A 16880-nucleotide genomic window follows, 5' to 3' on the forward strand; every position below is an offset into this window, starting at 1 on the left:
GGCTCGACACGAAGCGCCAGTCTGCAACCGAATGTATCCGCGAGGCATACGTGCGGCTCCTTGTCTTCGTGGCCGCTCGCCGGTGTCCGCAGCACCGAAGCTTCAACGCGCCGCAACTGGTTGAGTCCGCAATGACTCGGCGTTTTCGCAGCAGGCTCAACGGCTTGCCTGTCGCGAGCACCACCTCGCAACCAACTCCGCTGTCCTTACCCGCCCTCGCCCGCCCACGTACCGTGCAATGCTTTCGCGCATTGCAATCGACACGTCCTGTTACACACGAACACAACGGTAATGCCACCTCTCAGTAGAGTTCGGATCAACAGGAAAAGGAGCAATGTCATGAAACGAATTTTCGCGCTGGCCATGCTGGCGGTAACGCTCGGCACCGCGCTGAGCGGTTGCATCGTGCTCCCCGACGGCGGCGGTTATCACGACCATTATCGTTACCACGATCGTTACTGATCGAGGCTTACGCAGACCGTCCACGCTCAATCATAAAAACGCGGGAACCCCACATGAATCAAACACGAAACCGCTTGCTGTCCATTGCAATCGCCGCGGGTCTTGGTGTCGGCGTGTCGAGCGCCGCGCTCGCTCACGTCGACGTCGGCGTGAACATCGGCGTGCCGGGTGTCGCGTATGCGCCCGAGCCCGTCTATGCGCCGCCTCCGCCGCCCGTGTATGCGCCGCCGCCACCGGTTGTTGTCGTGAGCCCGGGCTGGTATGGCGAGCGTTACTACGACGGCCACCGCTATTGGGAGCGGCGCGAGTGGGAAGAACGTCATCGCGAACGTGAATGGCGTGACGCGCGCGGTCCGCACGGCGACTGGCGCGGTCACGGCAACGGCCGCGGCCACGATGAATGGCACGGCAACGGCCATCGTGAATGGCACGGCCACGGCGGCGATCATTGACGCTTGCCGCGCGGCGCTATTGTCGATGAACATCGCGCCGCCCGGCGTTTGCTTGCGCGTCAGCACTTTGCAGGAGCGACAGTTTGCTACGCACTGATCCACGGCGAGTCACCGCGCAGGTAGACGGCATGGTCGTCTGCGCGGAATACAGCGAACAGACCGGCCAATTGTGTTTGCGCCAGGACGGCACGCTCGTTCGCGAATGGTTTCCACCGCACTCGTGGACCGCGATTGCTTCGGTGGCCGGCGCGCGGCATTGGGGCACGCGTCCGACCGACGACGATCTGCTCGCGCTGCTACGCAACGAGATGACCTTGTTGCGCTCGCCGCAGGGAAATGCCTCGCAGAAGTAAAAGGCGCGCGACGCATGATGCGTCGCGCGCCTTTTGATCGGCGTCTCACAAGATTCTCTTGTAAAACTACGGTCGCGGGCTTCGTTTCAAAGCCCCTAATTTCAAAGCCTTTTCCGCAACCGCTTATCAGCCACTTATCGTGCGTTGTAGACCGGCGGCGAGTACGAACTGAACGTGACGTCACCGCCGCGGCCCGCTTGCCCGGTGCCGTGGCTGCCTGAACCATAGCCGCTGTTATCGACTCGCGCGAAACCCTGCTGACCGGCGGCCTGCGTTTGCACGGCCTGCGTGTCCTGCGTCGCGGCCTGCGCAGACGGCTGCGCGAACGAAGTGATCGGCGCGCCAAGCGCCGCAGCAATTGCAACAGCCTGAATGAGCGATTTCATTTTGACCACCTCCGGTCATGTCTTCTGCGTATGCTGCAAACGGGATTTGCTCGCAGCGACGAAGGCAGTGTAGGCGCGTGGCGGTACGGGATAAATCCGCTAATCCTGAATTCACTGTTGCTGTTGCGCCGACAATCGGAAGCGGTTTTGCCGCGCTCACTCCTGCGGCACAGCCACGCCGACGTAGTTCTCCGCCATGACGGTGGCCGCCGAGCGAGATGTAGTCACGTATTCGAGTTCCGCCACCTGAAGCTGCCGCTCGAACGGCGACGCGCCTTCGATACGGTGCATCATGCTCGTCATCCAGTACGAGAAATGCTCCGCACGCCAGATGCGCTTGAGCGCCGTTTCGCTATAGCCGTCGAGCAGGTCCGTGCGGCTCTCGACATAGAACGCGTTCAACGCTTTCGTGAGCAGACGCACATCGGCGACGGCAAGGTTCATTCCTTTCGCTCCGGTCGGCGGCACGATATGCGCGGCGTCGCCCGCGAGAAAGAGCCGGCCGTGCTGCATCGTGGCCGATACGAAGCTGCGCATGCCCACGATGTTCTTCTGGAAGATCTTGCCGTCCACCACGTGCTGGCCGTCGTGCGAATCCACGCGAGCGTGCAGCTCGGCCCAGATGCGATCGTCCGACCAGTTGTCGACGGAGTCCTTCGGGTCGCACTGGAAATACATGCGCTGAACGTTGGCCGAGCGCGTGCTGATCAATGCAAAGCCGCGGTCGTGGCGCGCGTAAATGAGTTCGTCCGACGACGGCGGTCCTTCACACAGGATACCGAACCATCCAAACGGGTAGACGCGTTCGAAGTCGCGTCGCAATGCCTGCGGAATCGCCGCGCGCGACACGCCTTGCGAACCGTCGCAGCCGATCACGAAGTCGCATTGCAACTCGCACGCTTCGCCTTCGTGACGATAGCGGATCGACGGCCTGTCGGTATCGATGTCGTGCAGCGACGTTTCCGTTACGCCGAAGCGCAACGCACCGCCCGCAGCGACGCGCGCCGCGACGAGATCCTTGATCACCTCGTGCTGAGCGTAGACAGTGATCGAATGGCCGGTCAGTCCGGTCAGATCGATCCGCCGACGCTTGCCTTCGAACGCCAGCTCGAAGCCATGATGCAGCGCGCCTTCCGCCTTCATGCGCTCGCCGACGCCGGCTTCAGTGAGAAGATCCATCGTGCCCTGCTCGAGCACGCCGGCACGGATCGTCGATTCGATCTGTTCACGCGTGCGCGTCTCGAGCACGACCGACTCGATACCGCGCAGATGAAGAAGATGGGAAAGAAGCAGGCCCGCGGGCCCTGCACCGATGATGCCAACCTGGGTGCGCATGATGTGTCTCCTGAGTGCAAGTTTGATTTGCGCCCAGTTTGACGATCGGCCCTGCTATCGCGCAACGCGATATGCGAGATACGCTCTATCCAGTTTTGAGATAACGCACCTGCGTCTCAAGCGCTACTGAAAGGCGCCGATGCCACGCGACGCCCTGCTGACGGCACTTGCAACGCGGCCATTCGTCATTCGGCTGCATCGAGCGCCGGAAAGGCACTCAAGGTAAACCCCGAGCGCGATTTCAGTCGCAAAGTTCAGGCAAGAAACAGCCGATACACCGGATTGTGCGTCTCTTCCCAATGCGGATAACCGAGTGTGGCGAGAAAGCGCTTGAACTCCGCGTTGTCCGTCTCCGGCACCTGAATGCCGACGAGAATCGAACTGTAGTCCGCGCCCTGATTCCGGTAGTGAAAGAGGCTGATGTTCCAGTCAGGCGCCATCGACGATAGAAACTTCATCAGCGCGCCCGGCCGCTCGGGAAACTCGAAGCGGAACAGGCGTTCGTCGTGCGCGAGCGGCGAGCGGCCGCCGACCATGTAACGGATGTGCTGCTTCGAGAGTTCATCGAACGTCAGATCGACGGTGGCAAAATTATGCGCCTCGAAGGCGCCCGCGAGCTGCGCCGATTCGCTGCGGTTCCTGATCTGCACGCCGACGAAAATATGCGCGGACTCGGCCTGCGCGATCCGGTAATTGAATTCGGTGACGCTGCGCGTGCCGACCAGTTCGCAAAAGCGCTTGAAGCTGCCGCGCTCTTCGGGAATCGTCACCGCGAACACCGCCTCGCGCGCCTCGCCCACTTCCGCGCGCTCGGCCACGAAACGCATGCGGTCGAAGTTCATGTTCGCGCCCGACGTGATCGCGATCAGCGTCTGGTTCTCGATGCCTTCGCGCTCCGCATACTGTTTTGCGCCCGCCACCGCGAGCGACCCCGCCGGTTCGAGCACGCTGCGCGTGTCCTGAAAGACGTCCTTGATCGCGGCGCACAGCGCGTCGGTGTTCACGAGCAGCACGTCGTCCAGATATTCGCTGCACAGGCGGAAGGTTTCTTCGCCGACGAGCTTCACCGCGGTGCCGTCGGAGAACAGGCCGACTTCGTTTAACGTGACGCGCTCGCCGGCTTTCAGCGATGCCGCCATCGCGCACGAATCGTCGGTCTGCACGCCGATCACCTTGATCTCGGGACGCACCGATTTCACGTACGCCGCGACACCCGCCGCGAGTCCGCCGCCGCCGATCGGCACGAAGATCGCGTGAATCGGGCCCTGATGCTGGCTGAGGATTTCCATTGCAACCGTGCCTTGCCCGGCGATCACATACGGATCGTCGAACGGATGCACGAAGGTCAGCCCGCGCTCTTGCTGCAGTTGCACCGCGTGACCGTATGCATCGCTATACGATTCGCCGAACTGCACGACCTCGACGGTCGGGCCGCCATGCGCGCGCACCGCGTCGACCTTGACCTGCGGCGTGGTGACCGGCACGACGATGATCGCCTTCACGCCCATGCGTGCCGCGGACAGCGCCACGCCCTGCGCATGATTGCCCGCCGACGCGGTGATCACGCCGCGCGTGAGCGCCTCGGCGGGAATATGCGCCATCTTGTTGTACGCGCCGCGCACCTTGAACGAGAACACCGGCTGGTTGTCCTCGCGCTTCAGATAGACCGGATTGCGCAGGCGCGCCGACAGTTGCGGCGCGCGTTCGAGTTCGGTCTCGCGGGCTACGTCGTAGACGCGCGCGGTGAGGGTTTTCTTCAGGTAGTCGTGTCGAAGCGCGACGCTGTGAGCAGTTTCGGCGACCTGTTCGAGTTCGTGTGACGGCAAGGCAAGCTCCTGTGCGGCGAGGACGTAGCATCGAAAAGTGACCAGGAGGCGGGAGCAAGCGGACATAAAAAAACCCGCCTCATGGGGCGGGTTATGTGTGACTGCTATCAGACGCGCGCTAACCCACCATTCGATGAATGATGCTAATAATCAGCGCAATACGGATGTCGAGGCAGTTCATGTGGCCGATCTTCGTTGACTTGTCGTGGTTTGTCAATGCCGGTGCCGTGAGCCGCGACCTCTCATGGCCGCTGCGGTTTCAGCTTCCGCTGCGGTTTTGCTTCCCGCTGAGGAACGCGCGGTCCGCCTGCAACGGCTACGGATCCGGCGCGCGCGCCGAGTATGCGCTCGCGCAAAAACGCTTCTAGCTGCGCCATCATCACTTCGCGCGCGCAGCGTGAGAAGAGCGCGTGATCGACCTTGCCTATCTTCTTCACCGAAATATTCTTCAGCTTGCGCAACCGATTGCCGTCAGGGCCAAAATGAATGTCGAGTTCGTCGAGGCCTTCGTCCAAGGTTCCGTAAAGCAGCGCGGTTTGCACGCCTTTGCGCTCCAGTTCGAGCACGAGTCTGCGAATGTCGCTGCCGGGCGTGCGCTCGCCGAGCAGCTTTTCAAGCACGGTGCCTGCGCGCGCGGCGACGCGCGCCGACAATCGCCGCGCGAGCTCGACGGTGATCGCGCGAGCATTGGCCTGGCCGCTCAGCAAACGCAGCCATTTGCGCGGATTGCGCATCGCCCGCCGATACACCTCGCTCGGCGCGACATACTGCGCGCCCGGCCGCACGCGCGCGCCGCCCCATTTGAAAAACGGCAGATTGATGCACGCGCAACCGGCTACGGCGGCATGCGCGAGCGCGGTATGCAGGCTCACATAAGCACCGCTGCAGACGCCGGCCATGACGACCTTCGGATAACCGGCGGCGGTCAACCAGTCGACGCCCGCGCAGGCATCGTCGATCGAGTACGTCGAATAGAGCGCGTCGAGCGTAAGCGTTGCGTCGCGGCGCAGGCTGTCGCCGAGACCGCTCAGATCCATGCGAAGCGATGCGATGCCCTGTGCCGCGAGCCGCCGCGCCATTAGCACGGTGAAGCGGCTGTCGCCGACCCGGTGCACACCGCCCGTGTTGACGAACAGAACAGCGGGTGCTGCGTCGAGTGCGCGCCGCGGTTCGCACAGCACACCTACGTAGCCGCCGAACACGACCGGCGTCTCGCGCCCGTGCGCAAAAGCGATACTCGCCGATGCCGCGGCGTTCAGCACTTCTACCGTCGGAAGCGACACTGGCGCAGTGCCGGCGCCGAGCCATTCCAGCACGCTATCGAACGCACGGCGAGGCGGCTCGCTGTAGCTCGGATTGAGCAGAAACTTGCTGTATTCGCTGAGGAACTGCACCTCCGCTTGCGCGCCGAGCGACTCGTAACGAGCGGCGAGCCGCTTCAGCCGGGCGCTGTCCGCCAGATCCTGCAACAGCACACGGCGCGCGGGAGGCTCGGCGCCCGGACTGCTGCACGGAGCGCCACACTCCGCAACCCGTTCGAGATCGACTTTTGCAAGCAGCTCGAGCGTGTCCGGATAGAGCCTGAAACCATGCGCGCCGACAGTGTGCGGCGGCTCTGCATCGAGGTGCAATCCAAGCGCGGTCTGCGCGGCGAGCCACGTATGCTGCTGAAGCTCCAGTTCACGTATATACGCCTTGCCGGAAATCACGGGCATCAACAGTATGAGGTTGTCGACGTCGCCCAGCTCTTGCGCAGCGAGTGCGGCGAGTGTGGCGCCAACGCGCAGACCGCACAACGTGACGCGCTCGACGCCGGTTTCCGCACGCAGAAACCCAACCGCGGCCTTGATGCTGTCGATCCATGCGCGCCAGCGCAGCGGGTCTTCCTCGTTGCCGCCCGAGTCGCCCGTGCCGGGATAGTCGAAGCGCAATACGACGACGCCGCGCGCGGCGAGCACGTCCGCGAGTTCACGCCAGCCGCGATACGCGGAAAGCGCTTCATAGCCGAACGGATTGCACAGCACCACGGCCATTTCGGCTCGCAAAGCGGCCGGCCCATGCAGCCATCCAGAACAGCCGTTGAACGCAACAGGTTTCATCGTGGCCATGACCGTTGCGATAGATTGCCGGAGCACAGCCTCAGCTTCGCGTTGCAATCGACTCCTCCGGCACGAGTTGCGCGATCACGCCGGCAAGCGCGGCGATGCTCGCGAACATGTCGTGGGTGATCAGCGCGCCCGGAATCTCGACCGCGAACGCCTCCTCCACGGCCAGCATCACTCGCACCGTGCCTAGCGACGACAAACCGGCGGCGTACAGGTCGTCGTTATCGCCTAGCGTTTCGACAGCGACATCGAGGCAGGCGGTCTCCTCAAGGATGCGGCGCACATGATGTTTCATTGATTTCCCCGGATGCGTTAATTTCTCGCGCGGCGCTCGAATGTCGCCGTCGCGGATGCTCTGGCCGTCAGGTGAGCGCATTGCCGCTCGCACACTGAGCCGCGAGCGCCCTTCTGTCGATCTTCCCGTTAGCGTTCAGCGGCATTGCATCGAGCGCGATGACTCGCTGCGGCACCGCGTAGGCCGGCAGGCGCTGACGGCACGCCTGCAGAATCTGCGCGGCGTCGATCCGCGTGCGCGTCACGAACGCAAGCAAGCCATGCGCGCGACCCGCTTCATCGACCGGCCATGCGATCACCGCGCAAAGCGCGGCGCGGCTGCTGGTCTGAACCACGTGCTCGACTTCCTCGATCTCGATGCGGTTGCCGCGAATCTTCACTTGCGTATCGAGACGGCCTTGAAAGACGATGCCGTCTCGCGGCACCTCGCGTGCGGCGTCGCCGCTTCTGTACCAATGCGATGAACGCAAGCCCGCGTAGCGCCTCGTAACGAACCGGCGATTGTTCGGTTCGTCCGCGCGCAGGTAGCCTGCCGCGACCTGCGGCCCGCCGATCAGCAATTCCCCGCTCTCGCCTTGAGCGACCGGCTGCAGGGTTGCATCGACGATCAGCAGTTCCATGCCGGGCACGGCTTGTCCAAGCGGCATGACGGCGTGCGTTGCATCAGCGAGAAATTGCGGCGTGACTTCGAAAGCGGAGCACGCGACGGTTGTTTCCGTCGGTCCATAGAGGTTGAAAATGCGGCTCTTCGGCGCCGCCTTCTGCCACGCCTGCGCGAGCGAAACGGGCAGCGGTTCGCCGCCGAAGCACGTCACGCGCAGGCTCTCGAATTCGTTGGGCGGGAGCTTGCGAAACTGCTGCATGAAGGCGGCCACTGAGGGCACGCTGTTCCAATGCGTGATCGCATGTTCGCGAATGAAAGCCGCGTTGTAGATCGGCTCGGTCGTTTTCGGCACGTACAGGCAAGCGCCGTTCGCCCAGCACACGAACATGTCGTGCACCGAAGGATCGAAGGACAGCTCGCAAAATTGCGCGTAGCGTGCATCAGGCAGCCGGCCCAGCAACTGAAGTTGCGCCGTGACGTATGCGCAGGCGTTCGCATGCGAGATCGCCACGCCTTTCGGCGCGCCGGTGGACCCCGACGTGAAGAGCACATAGGCGTGATCGTGCAGCGCGCGTTGAGCGGCGTGTGGCGGCGCGACGGCCAATGCGCCCGGCAGTCGCGGCAGATCCGCCACGCGGCGATGTGCCGGGGAGTCGTCCATGCCGCTGAGATCTTTTTCATCGTCGATGAAAAAGATCTTCGGGCACTCGTCTATCAGCATGAGCACATCGTCGAGCAAAGCCGTGCAGCGGCGGTCGACCAGCAGCACGGGCGCCTTCGACTGCTCGACGGCCGCCGCGATACGGGCGGCGGGCAGCGTCGGATTGAGCGGCACGTAGGCGAAGCCCGCCTTCATGATGCCGAGCAAGCCCGCATAGGCGGCCACGCTGCGGTGTGCGAAAAGCAGACAGCGGCGAGCGCCGCCGGCGGGCATCGCGGATGTCAGTCCCGCCGCTATACGGCTCGCACGCGAAGCGAGTTCGCCATAGCAATACAAGTGTTCATCGACCCATAACGCGGGCCGCTCGGGCTCGCTCGCGGCAGTGTCGAAGAAAAAGGAATCCAGCATTCACGGCCTCGCGTTGCACATGCACGGCTGCGCCGCGCACAGTCGATAACCGTGCGAAAGCGATTGTCCGTCATGTCGAAAGCACACCGCCGCGCAGCGACAGTGCGCGATGGCGCACTGCGCTCTCGCAGCAGAATGTCGTAACCAGGATGAACGAAACGGCGCCTTGCAACGTCAGTTGCGCGAGCAAATACTCGTGCAGCCAGCCGCTGAAGGATTTGAAAGGATCATAGAATCCGGCCGCGCCGGTATATGTACGATAACGCTCTCACACTGCGATCGAGCGTGAGGGAGAACGCGCGTCGCGCTGGCTGCGGACGGCGGCGGCATTGATCCGCTGCAACCAGCTGCGCAACAACGGCGCATGACGCGCCGTTTGAAAAGTCAGTTTTGCACGCCGCTCTGCTTTTTGAACGCGGCGAGAATGCGTCGTTCGAGCGCGTTGTAATCGCCGCCGAAGTGATGGTCGCCCGAGGTGCGGATCACCTCGATGCCAGTCTTCTTGAGCGCGGGGCACAACGTGTCTTCCTCGTCAGCGCCGTAGATGCACTGCACGATCGCGGGCGGCACGCGCGCCAGTTCGGGGCGCACCTTCAACGCCTTGTCGCTTGCGGGCATACCGAGCCAGCCGCCTACGCGGATCTGGAAATCGGCGTCCGGCGCGAAGCCGAGCAGCGAAATCAGCGACACCTTCGCACGCAACGCCTCTGGCAAACGGTTGTACGCGAACGGCATTACGTCCGCGCCGAACGAATAGCCGATGAGCGCGATGTGCTGCGCGTGCCAGCGCCCGCCGTACGTTTGCATCACGCGTGCGAGGTCGCGGCTCGTTTGCGCGGGCGGCTTCTCGCTCCAGAAATAGCGCAGGCTGTCCCAGCCGATCACCGACACGCCGTCTTTCTGCAAGGCCTGTGCGATGGTCTTGTCGAGGTCGCGCCAGCCGCCGTCGCCGGAAATCACGATCACCATCAAGCCGTTCGGATGCGCCGCCGGCAACTCGATCAACGGCAGATCGGAGACGTCGTCGTCATGGGTGGAGACGGTTTGCAGATGCGGCGCAATCAGCGCGACGAGACGCGCGCGATCGGCGTTGCCCGTCGACGCTTTTTCGACGAAGCCAGGAATCTTGTCGCGAATGATCGTTGCATCCGGCGGGCAAGGCCGGAAACGCCGATCGAGCGTGTGCTCGGCATCCACGGAAACAGCGCCTGCAATGGTGTTCGAAGGCGCCTGTTCGAGCACCTGCATGGCGAGCGTCGCGCCCTGCCCGGTGCCCGCGACGATCGGCGCGAAATAGTGGCTCGACTGCGACTGCCGTTCCAGTTGATGGCTCAACGCTTCCGCATCGCCCACGAGCTGGTTGCAGGTTTCTTTCTTCCGCGCCAGATCCGCCGCGAGGTTTGCCGCATAGCGTGCCGTATCCACGCCCACGGTCAATGCGCCGGCCTTGGCGAGCGCATCGGCGCCTTGCTGATCGGCCGGGCTCCAGCCGCTTGCCTGCGAATAAAGCACCACGAAACCACGCAACGGACCTATCGGCTGCGTGACGGTGACGTTGCCGTAACGGCCGCCGGGAATGGTGGTCGTCGCCGCATTGGCGAGCGTGCCGCAACTGACGAGGCCTGCGAGGACAGCGAGCCTGAAAAACGAATGCAAGGTCATGAACGCCGGCCTCCTGCCAGCAATGACAGGTCCGCGAGCGTGAAGACCACGCCAACCGAACCCGACGCCGCGAGATAGCGCGGCTCCCAATGCGGCTGGAACTTGCTCTTGAAAGCGCGCAGTCCGCGGAAGTTATAGAAGCGGCCGCCAAAGCGCCACACGATGCCGGCGACCCGATGCCAGCGGGACGCGAGCGGCGTCGGCTGCATGCCCGAGAGCGGCGCGATGCCGAGACTCAGCGAGCGGAAACCGGCCTGTTTCAGATGCAACGCCAGTTGCGTGAACAGATATTCCATTGCATACGGCGACGCGCTTTCCACGTGACGCATCACGCCGACTGTCGCCTCGGTGTTCAGGTCGGTCGTCATGAATGTGACGAAGGCAACCGGCTCGCCGTTCTGGCGCACCAGCATGACGGACTGCGCGGCGAGATATTCGTCGGTGAAGGCCGCGACCGAAAAGCTCTTCTCACGCGCGTCGCGGCTGTTGAGCCAGCCGTTGGAAATGCCGCGCAACGTTTCGAGCGACGCAGGTACATTCGCCTGATCGATCACCTCGACGGTGAAGCCGTCGCGCTCGCCGCGCTTGAGCGCATAGCGCAGATGCGCGCGGTGTGAGCCCTTCAGGTCGAAATCGTCCAGCACGACATGGGCTTCCTCGCCGAGCTTCATCAGCGAAAGGCCGGCGTCGAGATACAGCGGCAAAGCGTTGGCGCGTACCTGATAGAACGCCGCGCGTCCGCCATGCGCATGCGCAAGCGCGACGAACTTGCTGATGAGGCCCGCCCACTCTTCGCGCGGCCCGACCGGGTCGTGCAGCGCGGCCCACGTGCGTCCATATTTGGCGTACATCAGGAAAGCTTCGCGCGATTCGGAGAACAGGAAACTCTTGTCGCCCATCAGCGCGAGACCGGCGTCGCTGCGCTCCTGCGCGCGCACGATGCGCGCCGCGTCGTGCAGATCTTCGGGCGCCGGCTTCACGAAGTGGCCCGGCGCGGGGCGCAGCAACTGCCAGAACGAGAACGTCGCCGCGAACAGGCTCGCGGCCAGCGTCGCGCGCAGCGCACGCGGCGCGCGTTCGTCGAACGCGAATTGCCACCACAGGTCGTCCGTATAAGGAACGTCGCGAAAAGCGAACAGCATGACCCAGGTGGCGAGCATCAGCACCATCGCAACCGACACGAGCCAGCCGGCCGTGAAGCGCTCCGCAAACAGCGACGAATGACGATTGAAACGCCGGCGCGTTGCGAGCAGCAGCACGATCAGCGTGCACAGCACGCCCGCTTCGACGAATGCGAGACCCTTGGTCAAGGACAGCGCGAGACTCAGCACGGCGAGAGCCAGGGTCATCCACCACGCGGCGTCGAGACGCCGCAGCAGCCCGCGCGCGACGAACAGCAGCAGCACGCCGAGCACACTGCACAGCATCTGCGAGCTTTCCAGAACCCACAGCGGCAGCACGTCGCGCAGAATATGAAGACGATGCCAGAACGCGGGCGTTGCGCTGGAGATCACCAGCATGCCGCCGACCACGAACGTGACGAGGCTCAGGAACAGCGGCGCAAGTTTCGATGCGCCCGCCGCGTGCCGCAACGGCAGGCGGCCTTTCAACGCGCGGCCTTCGAAACCGGCGAGCAACGCAGCCGACACGACGAGCGGCACGCCGAAATAAATCGCGCGATAAGCGAGCAGCGCCGCGACCATCTGCTGCGTGGCCACACTGCCGTTCAGCGTGAACACCATTGCTGCTTCGAATACGCCGACGCCGCCGGGCGTATGGCCGATCATGCCAAGCAGCATGGCCGCGGCATAGACGGTGATGAAGGTGACGAAGCTCACGTCGGCGTGCGGCAGCAGCGCCCACAACGCGAGGCCGGCGGCGACCACATCGACGGCCGCAAGCCCCACCTGTTCGAGCAGATCGCGGCGAGCGGGAATGTCGAACGAAAGCCACTGCCAGCGCGTGCGGATCGCGCGTGTTTCGACGCGGCATGCGGCGCACAGCAGGCCCAGCCCGACCAGCAGCAATGCGCCTACCCAGCGGACGGTGGCGGGCGAGAGATGCAGCACCGCTGCGAGCGTGCCGCCCACGCACACCATGCCGAGCGCCGTCATCGACACGAGCGCGAGCGCCAGCGAGACGCTCGTGAATACGGTCATGCGGCCGATCTGTGCGGGCGTGATACTCGCCACGCCGTACACGCGGGCGCGCACCGCGCCGCCCGTCAATGCGCCGAAGCCGGTGGCATTGCCAAGCGCGGAGCCCGCGGTGGCGCCGACCCAGAGCGCTACGCGAGGCACAGCCGCGCCCAGGTAGCGCAGGCCGACTGCATCGCGACCAACCAGCGCCACGTAGCTAAGCGCGGTGGCGGCGAGCGCGGCGGTCCACTCGCCGGCCGTCAGCCGACGCAGCTCGTGCATGACCGAGCGGTAATCGACGGCCTGCGACAGATGCTGGAGCACGACGAGCAGCAGCGCGCAGATTGCGAGCGCGAAAACGGGCGAGAGTAATCCCCTGATGCGAGGCGTCTTCGATGCACGAACGAACATCGCGCCTACCTGGCCGAAATTATTCTTATATCGATGGAACATGGTCAATGCGGGCCTTGCGTGGAGCTGTCGCGGCGACGGGCCGTCTGCCGCAAGGTCGCCAGTTCGGCGATTACAACTGGATAACGGCAAACAGGTTAAAAGGTTGACAGTGCAGGCTAGGCGCCTGGGTTTAACCTGGGGCGATTGTTCGCAACGGATGCGCTTTGCGGTGCGCTCTGGCGCCACGTCGGCTGGCATTGAATCAAAGGGGATCAAGTTTAAACGCTTATCACGTGCCGTGAACGAAGATTCGAGATCTGCCTGGTCGCAACGCGCTGCTGTAGCGGCATTACGCGCGCATTAGCGTGCGTGCGCGCGCGGGTGGACCTGAGTGCGACCTTCGCGGGCGCGAATGAAGCTCGTTAAGCTTTTTGCCGCATGTGCCGTAATCGCAAGCATCAGCCTCACGAGATGCGACGTATTGGCCGCAAGAACGAGGCACTTGACGGGAGAACGATGATGGCAGAACAGGATTGGATGGTGGCGGGCTTGTATCTGGTCGGCCTGGTGTCGACCGCGCTCGTGATGAGCGCTTTGTCCGCACGAGCAACGAAAATGCGGCAAACGCTTGCCAAGGTGCCGCATCGCTCGGGTGAATAAGTGGCACATAAATACGACGTGGCAGACGCACAAAGCACAAGCGGCGCAAATGCGCCGCTTGTTTCTGTCCGATCGCCCTGCGACGTCTTGCGTCTTACTGCGCCGCGCTGGAACGCGTCAGCGCAGCGCAACCTCGCACCTTGCCTTTCCAGGCGCGGCGCGCCAGGCGCGAAGCCTTACTGCGGACGACGATGCGCTTCAGCGATGACAGCGCAGTTTTGCAAATGAAGGTTCAGCGCATGCATTGCGAGCGCGCGCAGCTTTGCGAGCCAGTTACCGTTCGTTGCGACGGTGTTGCGGGCGGATGCAGTGTTAGAGGCGGTGTTCATGGTCGGGCTCCTGTATAGGGTTTATACCTAGGGAATAACCCGATTATAGTCTTCTTATTGCGCAGCGCAACAAAAATTAAAGATGTTGCGTCAGGGTCACGGGCTCCCGGGTGTCCTGCACATAGCGACGTAAAACGAAAAAGGGCGCAATCGGGACGCGCCTTATTAACAAACTGCACCGTACAGATGCAATAATGACCCCTTTGCCTGCGACAGCCCGCCGCAGCCTCTTTCCATGACCGTCGCCGAGAAAGCCCTGATTGCGCCTCTGATCGTCGCGTGCGCGATGTTCATGGAAAGCGTCGACGCGAACGTGATCGTTACGGCCCTGCCGGCCATGGCGCGCGACTTCGGGCGCGACCCCGTCACGCTGAAAATCGCGGTTACAAGCTACGTGCTCGGCCTCGGCGTGTTCATTCCGGTATGCGGCTGGCTCGCGGACCGCTTCGGCGCACGCACGGTCTTTCGCACCGCCATCGGCGTCTTCGTCGCGGGGTCGCTGCTGTGCGCGGCCTCCAATTCGCTTGCCACCTTTACCCTCGCGCGTTTCGTGCAAGGCGTCGGCGGCGCGATGATGGTGCCCGTCGGGCGAATCATCATCTTCCGGGTCGTGCATAAGACAGATTTCATCCGCGCGATGAATTATCTGAGCGTGCCCGCCATGCTCGGCCCCGCGGCCGGCCCGCTGCTCGGCGGCTTTATCACGACGTATCTGCACTGGCGTCTCATCTTTTTCATCAACGTGCCGATCGGGATTCTCGGCATCTATCTGACGAACAAACATATTGCGAACACGCGCGAGCCGCACCCGGGGCCGCTCGACTGGATCGGCTTTTTTCTGTCGGCGGCGGGCGCGGTGCTGCTTCTGCTGGGGTTGTCGCTGCTTGGCGGCGAGCTGATCTCCAATCGCGACGCGTTTGGCATGTGCGCGCTGGGCGCTGTGCTGCTTGCCTTGTATGTCGCGTATGCGCAGCGCGCACGGCTGCCGCTGCTCGACTTGCGTTTCTTCAAGGTTCCGACATTTCAGGCGAGCGTGCTCGGCGGGTCGCTGTTCCGCATCGGCCTCGGCGCATTGCCGTTCCTGTTGCCGCTGATGTTGCAGGAAGGTCACGGCATGAGCGCGTTTCAATCGGGGCTGATTACCTGCGCGTCCGCATTCGGCGGGATGTTCATGCGCACGGTTGCGTCGCGCGTGCTGCATCGCTATGGCTTTCGTTCCGTGCTGGTGGTCAACGCCGCGCTGTCGGGCGTTTCGATCGCGGCCTGCGGACTGTTTTTTCCCGGCACGCCAACGTGGATCATCTGGGTGGTCGTGCTGCTTGGCGGCTTCTTTCCCGCGCTGCAATTCACGAGCCTCAATTCGCTGACCTATGCCGAAATCGCGAGCCGCGACGTCGGGCGCGCGACGAGTTTGGGCAGCGTCGTACAGCAGATGTCGCTCGGCCTTGGCGTGACGGTTGGCGGCATCGTGTTGCAGATTTCGCGTTTGCTGCACGGCCATGAAACCATCATGTGGTCGGATTTCTGGCCCGCGTTTCTCGTGGTCGGACTGTGCTCTTTTGCGTCCATTCCGGTTACGCTGCGCCTGCCGCCTCGCGCCGGCGAGGAAATCTCGCGCGGCGGCCGCGGCTGACTCCGGGCTGTCGGCGTGTCGGCCCGCCTGCTCACTGCTCCTTGTGGATCACGCTCACGTCGCCGTTTCGCTCGAGAATGGCGGCGGCCACCTTGTCCATCGAACGTGAGCCGGTTTTCTGGCGCACGCTTTCGCACACATCGTTGCATGTCATCAGCGCGGCATTCATTTCCCGTTCGTTGAACGCACCGTTGCTGTAGACCTCACGCTCGACGCCGCCCACGAGCCGCTCGATCGCGGACGAGCGCATGCACGCCCATGCAAGGACGCGGTGACAAACCACGATCATCAGCGACGCCAGGACCGTCGCGACAAACGGCGATGCGCCGACAATCGCCCGGCCCAACGTCGCGCCCAGCAGAATGACCACGACTGAATCGAATGGCGAGCGTTTGCCGAACGAACGCCGGCCTGAAATCCTGATCAGCACGAGCGTGACCAGAAACACCACGAAGGCGCGCACGCTCATCTGCAGCGGGTCGAGATCTCTGCCTTGCCCGAATAGCAGATAGATCGCGTCCATCATTGTTTGTCCTCCTTATAGCGGTCTCGCGGCGTTCGTTTTGTGAGGTCTTTTTGGGAAACGGCTGCCGATGCCGCATGAGAGGTTGAGCGCAATTCCCTGGTCTTGCCTGCTGCGTCAAACGGGTCGATCAGGCGGTTGAATATAGCGGTCCGATAAGGCGAAGCGGCATCGGCAACTTCTCGGCGAATACCATCGTTGAGCAAAGCGCATGCCGTTCGGAGAGCGGCGCTTTCCTGCAGTGAGACGCGTCACATGGATGCGGGTCATCGCCTGGCGCCTCCGCCGTGTCGTTCGCAGACCTTCATTCTCCGAAGCTTTCGGACCGCCAACACTCGTCAGGTCCCGCAATTGCTTATTCGACTCACGATCGAATCAACAACCCAAGGAGCTTCCATTGAAACACGCATCTCTTGCCACCGCCCTCGTGGTCTCACTTGCTTTCATCCACAACGCAGCGCATGCCGAAGGCTGCACCAAGGGCGCGGTTGTCGGCGGCGTCGGTGGACATGTTGCTGGCGGTCACGGCGTGGCCGGCGCAGCAGCAGGCTGTGCAATAGGCCATCATGAAGCGAAGAAAAAGGACAAGGCCGCAAGCGCCGCGGCCGCCGCAAGTCAGCCCGCTGGAAAATAGCGCGTCGTGATGTAAAAAAGAC

General features: G+C 63.3%; 16 protein-coding genes. 6 read left to right on the forward strand and 10 right to left on the reverse strand.

The features are described 5' to 3' along the window. Nucleotides 1-339 precede the first annotated feature (339 nt). The 3 genes from RW095_RS28810 (at nucleotide 340) to RW095_RS28820 (ending at nucleotide 1267) form a co-directional block, all read left to right on the forward strand. A complete protein-coding gene (locus RW095_RS28810) occupies nucleotides 340-462 on the forward strand; it encodes a hypothetical protein (RefSeq protein WP_317022159.1) in 123 nt (40 codons plus the stop codon). Nucleotides 463-515: 53 nt separating this feature from the next. Beyond that, nucleotides 516-914, forward strand: a complete 399-nt coding sequence (locus tag RW095_RS28815) for a hypothetical protein (protein ID WP_317022160.1) — start codon at nucleotides 516-518, stop codon at nucleotides 912-914. Between the two features lie 83 nt (nucleotides 915-997). Further along, nucleotides 998-1267 (forward strand): hypothetical protein, encoded by a 270-nt coding sequence (locus RW095_RS28820; RefSeq protein ID WP_128590921.1) that lies wholly within the window; start codon nucleotides 998-1000, stop codon nucleotides 1265-1267. Between the two features lie 134 nt (nucleotides 1268-1401). On the opposite strand, the gene RW095_RS28825 is transcribed toward RW095_RS28820, so the two are convergent. The 8 genes from RW095_RS28825 to mprF all read right to left on the reverse strand — a co-directional run bounded on the left by RW095_RS28825 (nucleotide 1402) and on the right by mprF (nucleotide 13097). Beyond that, the gene (locus tag RW095_RS28825; RefSeq protein ID WP_317022161.1) at nucleotides 1402-1653 is read right to left on the reverse strand and encodes a hypothetical protein; all 252 of its coding nucleotides are present in this window, start codon (nucleotides 1651-1653) and stop codon (nucleotides 1402-1404) included. Between the two features lie 156 nt (nucleotides 1654-1809). Next, entirely contained in the window at nucleotides 1810-2988 is a 1179-nt protein-coding gene (locus RW095_RS28830; protein ID WP_317022162.1) for a 4-hydroxybenzoate 3-monooxygenase, read from the reverse strand. 254 nt (nucleotides 2989-3242) lie between these two features. Further along, nucleotides 3243-4814: a threonine ammonia-lyase, biosynthetic gene (ilvA, locus tag RW095_RS28835; RefSeq protein WP_317022163.1), complete on the reverse strand. Its 1572-nt coding sequence runs from the start codon at nucleotides 4812-4814 to the stop codon at nucleotides 3243-3245. A gap of 242 nt (nucleotides 4815-5056) precedes the next feature. Then, a complete protein-coding gene (locus tag RW095_RS28840) occupies nucleotides 5057-6922 on the reverse strand; it encodes an alpha/beta fold hydrolase (RefSeq protein ID WP_317022164.1) in 1866 nt (621 codons plus the stop codon). A gap of 31 nt (nucleotides 6923-6953) precedes the next feature. Continuing rightward, entirely contained in the window at nucleotides 6954-7214 is a 261-nt protein-coding gene (locus RW095_RS28845) for an acyl carrier protein (RefSeq protein ID WP_317022165.1), read from the reverse strand. Between the two features lie 67 nt (nucleotides 7215-7281). Further along, nucleotides 7282-8886, reverse strand: coding sequence for an amino acid adenylation domain-containing protein (locus RW095_RS28850; protein ID WP_317022166.1), 1605 nt, complete (start codon nucleotides 8884-8886; stop codon nucleotides 7282-7284). A gap of 384 nt (nucleotides 8887-9270) precedes the next feature. After that, nucleotides 9271-10548 carry a virulence factor family protein gene (locus RW095_RS28855; protein WP_317022167.1) on the reverse strand — a complete coding sequence of 426 codons (1278 nt, stop codon included), beginning with the start codon at nucleotides 10546-10548 and terminating at the stop codon, nucleotides 9271-9273. Then, the gene (gene mprF, locus RW095_RS28860; protein ID WP_317022715.1) at nucleotides 10545-13097 is read right to left on the reverse strand and encodes a bifunctional lysylphosphatidylglycerol flippase/synthetase MprF; all 2553 of its coding nucleotides are present in this window, start codon (nucleotides 13095-13097) and stop codon (nucleotides 10545-10547) included. The genes RW095_RS28855 and mprF overlap by 4 nt, the downstream gene beginning before the upstream one ends. 501 nt (nucleotides 13098-13598) lie before the next feature. On the opposite strand from mprF, the gene RW095_RS28865 reads away from it, so the two are divergent. Then, nucleotides 13599-13739, forward strand: coding sequence for a hypothetical protein (locus RW095_RS28865; RefSeq protein WP_317022868.1), 141 nt, complete (start codon nucleotides 13599-13601; stop codon nucleotides 13737-13739). 176 nt (nucleotides 13740-13915) lie between these two features. Here RW095_RS28865 and RW095_RS28870 read toward each other — a convergent pair whose 3' ends face one another. Beyond that, nucleotides 13916-14068, reverse strand: a complete 153-nt coding sequence (locus RW095_RS28870) for a hypothetical protein (protein WP_164862486.1) — start codon at nucleotides 14066-14068, stop codon at nucleotides 13916-13918. A 235-nt stretch (nucleotides 14069-14303) separates the two neighbouring features. Between RW095_RS28870 and RW095_RS28875 the strand changes: the two genes are divergently transcribed. Next, nucleotides 14304-15701, forward strand: coding sequence for an MFS transporter (locus RW095_RS28875; protein WP_317022168.1), 1398 nt, complete (start codon nucleotides 14304-14306; stop codon nucleotides 15699-15701). A gap of 31 nt (nucleotides 15702-15732) precedes the next feature. Here RW095_RS28875 and RW095_RS28880 read toward each other — a convergent pair whose 3' ends face one another. Beyond that, nucleotides 15733-16227, reverse strand: a complete 495-nt coding sequence (locus tag RW095_RS28880; protein WP_317022169.1) for a DUF421 domain-containing protein — start codon at nucleotides 16225-16227, stop codon at nucleotides 15733-15735. 394 nt (nucleotides 16228-16621) lie between these two features. On the opposite strand from RW095_RS28880, the gene RW095_RS28885 reads away from it, so the two are divergent. Then, complete coding sequence (locus RW095_RS28885; RefSeq protein WP_317022170.1) at nucleotides 16622-16858, forward strand: hypothetical protein; 237 nt, start codon at nucleotides 16622-16624, stop codon at nucleotides 16856-16858. Nucleotides 16859-16880 lie beyond the last annotated feature (22 nt).

Source organism: Paraburkholderia kirstenboschensis (genome assembly GCF_032806925.1).
Taxonomy (GTDB): domain Bacteria; phylum Pseudomonadota; class Gammaproteobacteria; order Burkholderiales; family Burkholderiaceae; genus Paraburkholderia; species Paraburkholderia kirstenboschensis.

What these genes read in the sequence shown, in the direction of transcription:
- RW095_RS28810 (WP_317022159.1), top strand. Translation starts at nt 340, where the DNA reads ATGAAACGAATTTTCGCGCTGGCCATGCTGGCGGTAACGCTCGGCACC.
- RW095_RS28850 (WP_317022166.1), bottom strand. Translation starts at nt 8,886, where the DNA reads ATGCTGGATTCCTTTTTCTTCGACACTGCCGCGAGCGAGCCCGAGCGG.
- RW095_RS28875 (WP_317022168.1), top strand. Translation starts at nt 14,304, where the DNA reads ATGACCGTCGCCGAGAAAGCCCTGATTGCGCCTCTGATCGTCGCGTGC.
- RW095_RS28815 (WP_317022160.1), top strand. Translation starts at nt 516, where the DNA reads ATGAATCAAACACGAAACCGCTTGCTGTCCATTGCAATCGCCGCGGGT.
- RW095_RS28830 (WP_317022162.1), bottom strand. Translation starts at nt 2,988, where the DNA reads ATGCGCACCCAGGTTGGCATCATCGGTGCAGGGCCCGCGGGCCTGCTT.
- RW095_RS28880 (WP_317022169.1), bottom strand. Translation starts at nt 16,227, where the DNA reads ATGATGGACGCGATCTATCTGCTATTCGGGCAAGGCAGAGATCTCGAC.
- RW095_RS28840 (WP_317022164.1), bottom strand. Translation starts at nt 6,922, where the DNA reads ATGGCCACGATGAAACCTGTTGCGTTCAACGGCTGTTCTGGATGGCTG.
- RW095_RS28825 (WP_317022161.1), bottom strand. Translation starts at nt 1,653, where the DNA reads ATGAAATCGCTCATTCAGGCTGTTGCAATTGCTGCGGCGCTTGGCGCG.
- RW095_RS28855 (WP_317022167.1), bottom strand. Translation starts at nt 10,548, where the DNA reads ATGACCTTGCATTCGTTTTTCAGGCTCGCTGTCCTCGCAGGCCTCGTC.
- RW095_RS28845 (WP_317022165.1), bottom strand. Translation starts at nt 7,214, where the DNA reads ATGAAACATCATGTGCGCCGCATCCTTGAGGAGACCGCCTGCCTCGAT.
- RW095_RS28865 (WP_317022868.1), top strand. Translation starts at nt 13,599, where the DNA reads ATGGCAGAACAGGATTGGATGGTGGCGGGCTTGTATCTGGTCGGCCTG.
- RW095_RS28870 (WP_164862486.1), bottom strand. Translation starts at nt 14,068, where the DNA reads ATGAACACCGCCTCTAACACTGCATCCGCCCGCAACACCGTCGCAACG.
- mprF (WP_317022715.1), bottom strand. Translation starts at nt 13,097, where the DNA reads ATGTTCGTTCGTGCATCGAAGACGCCTCGCATCAGGGGATTACTCTCG.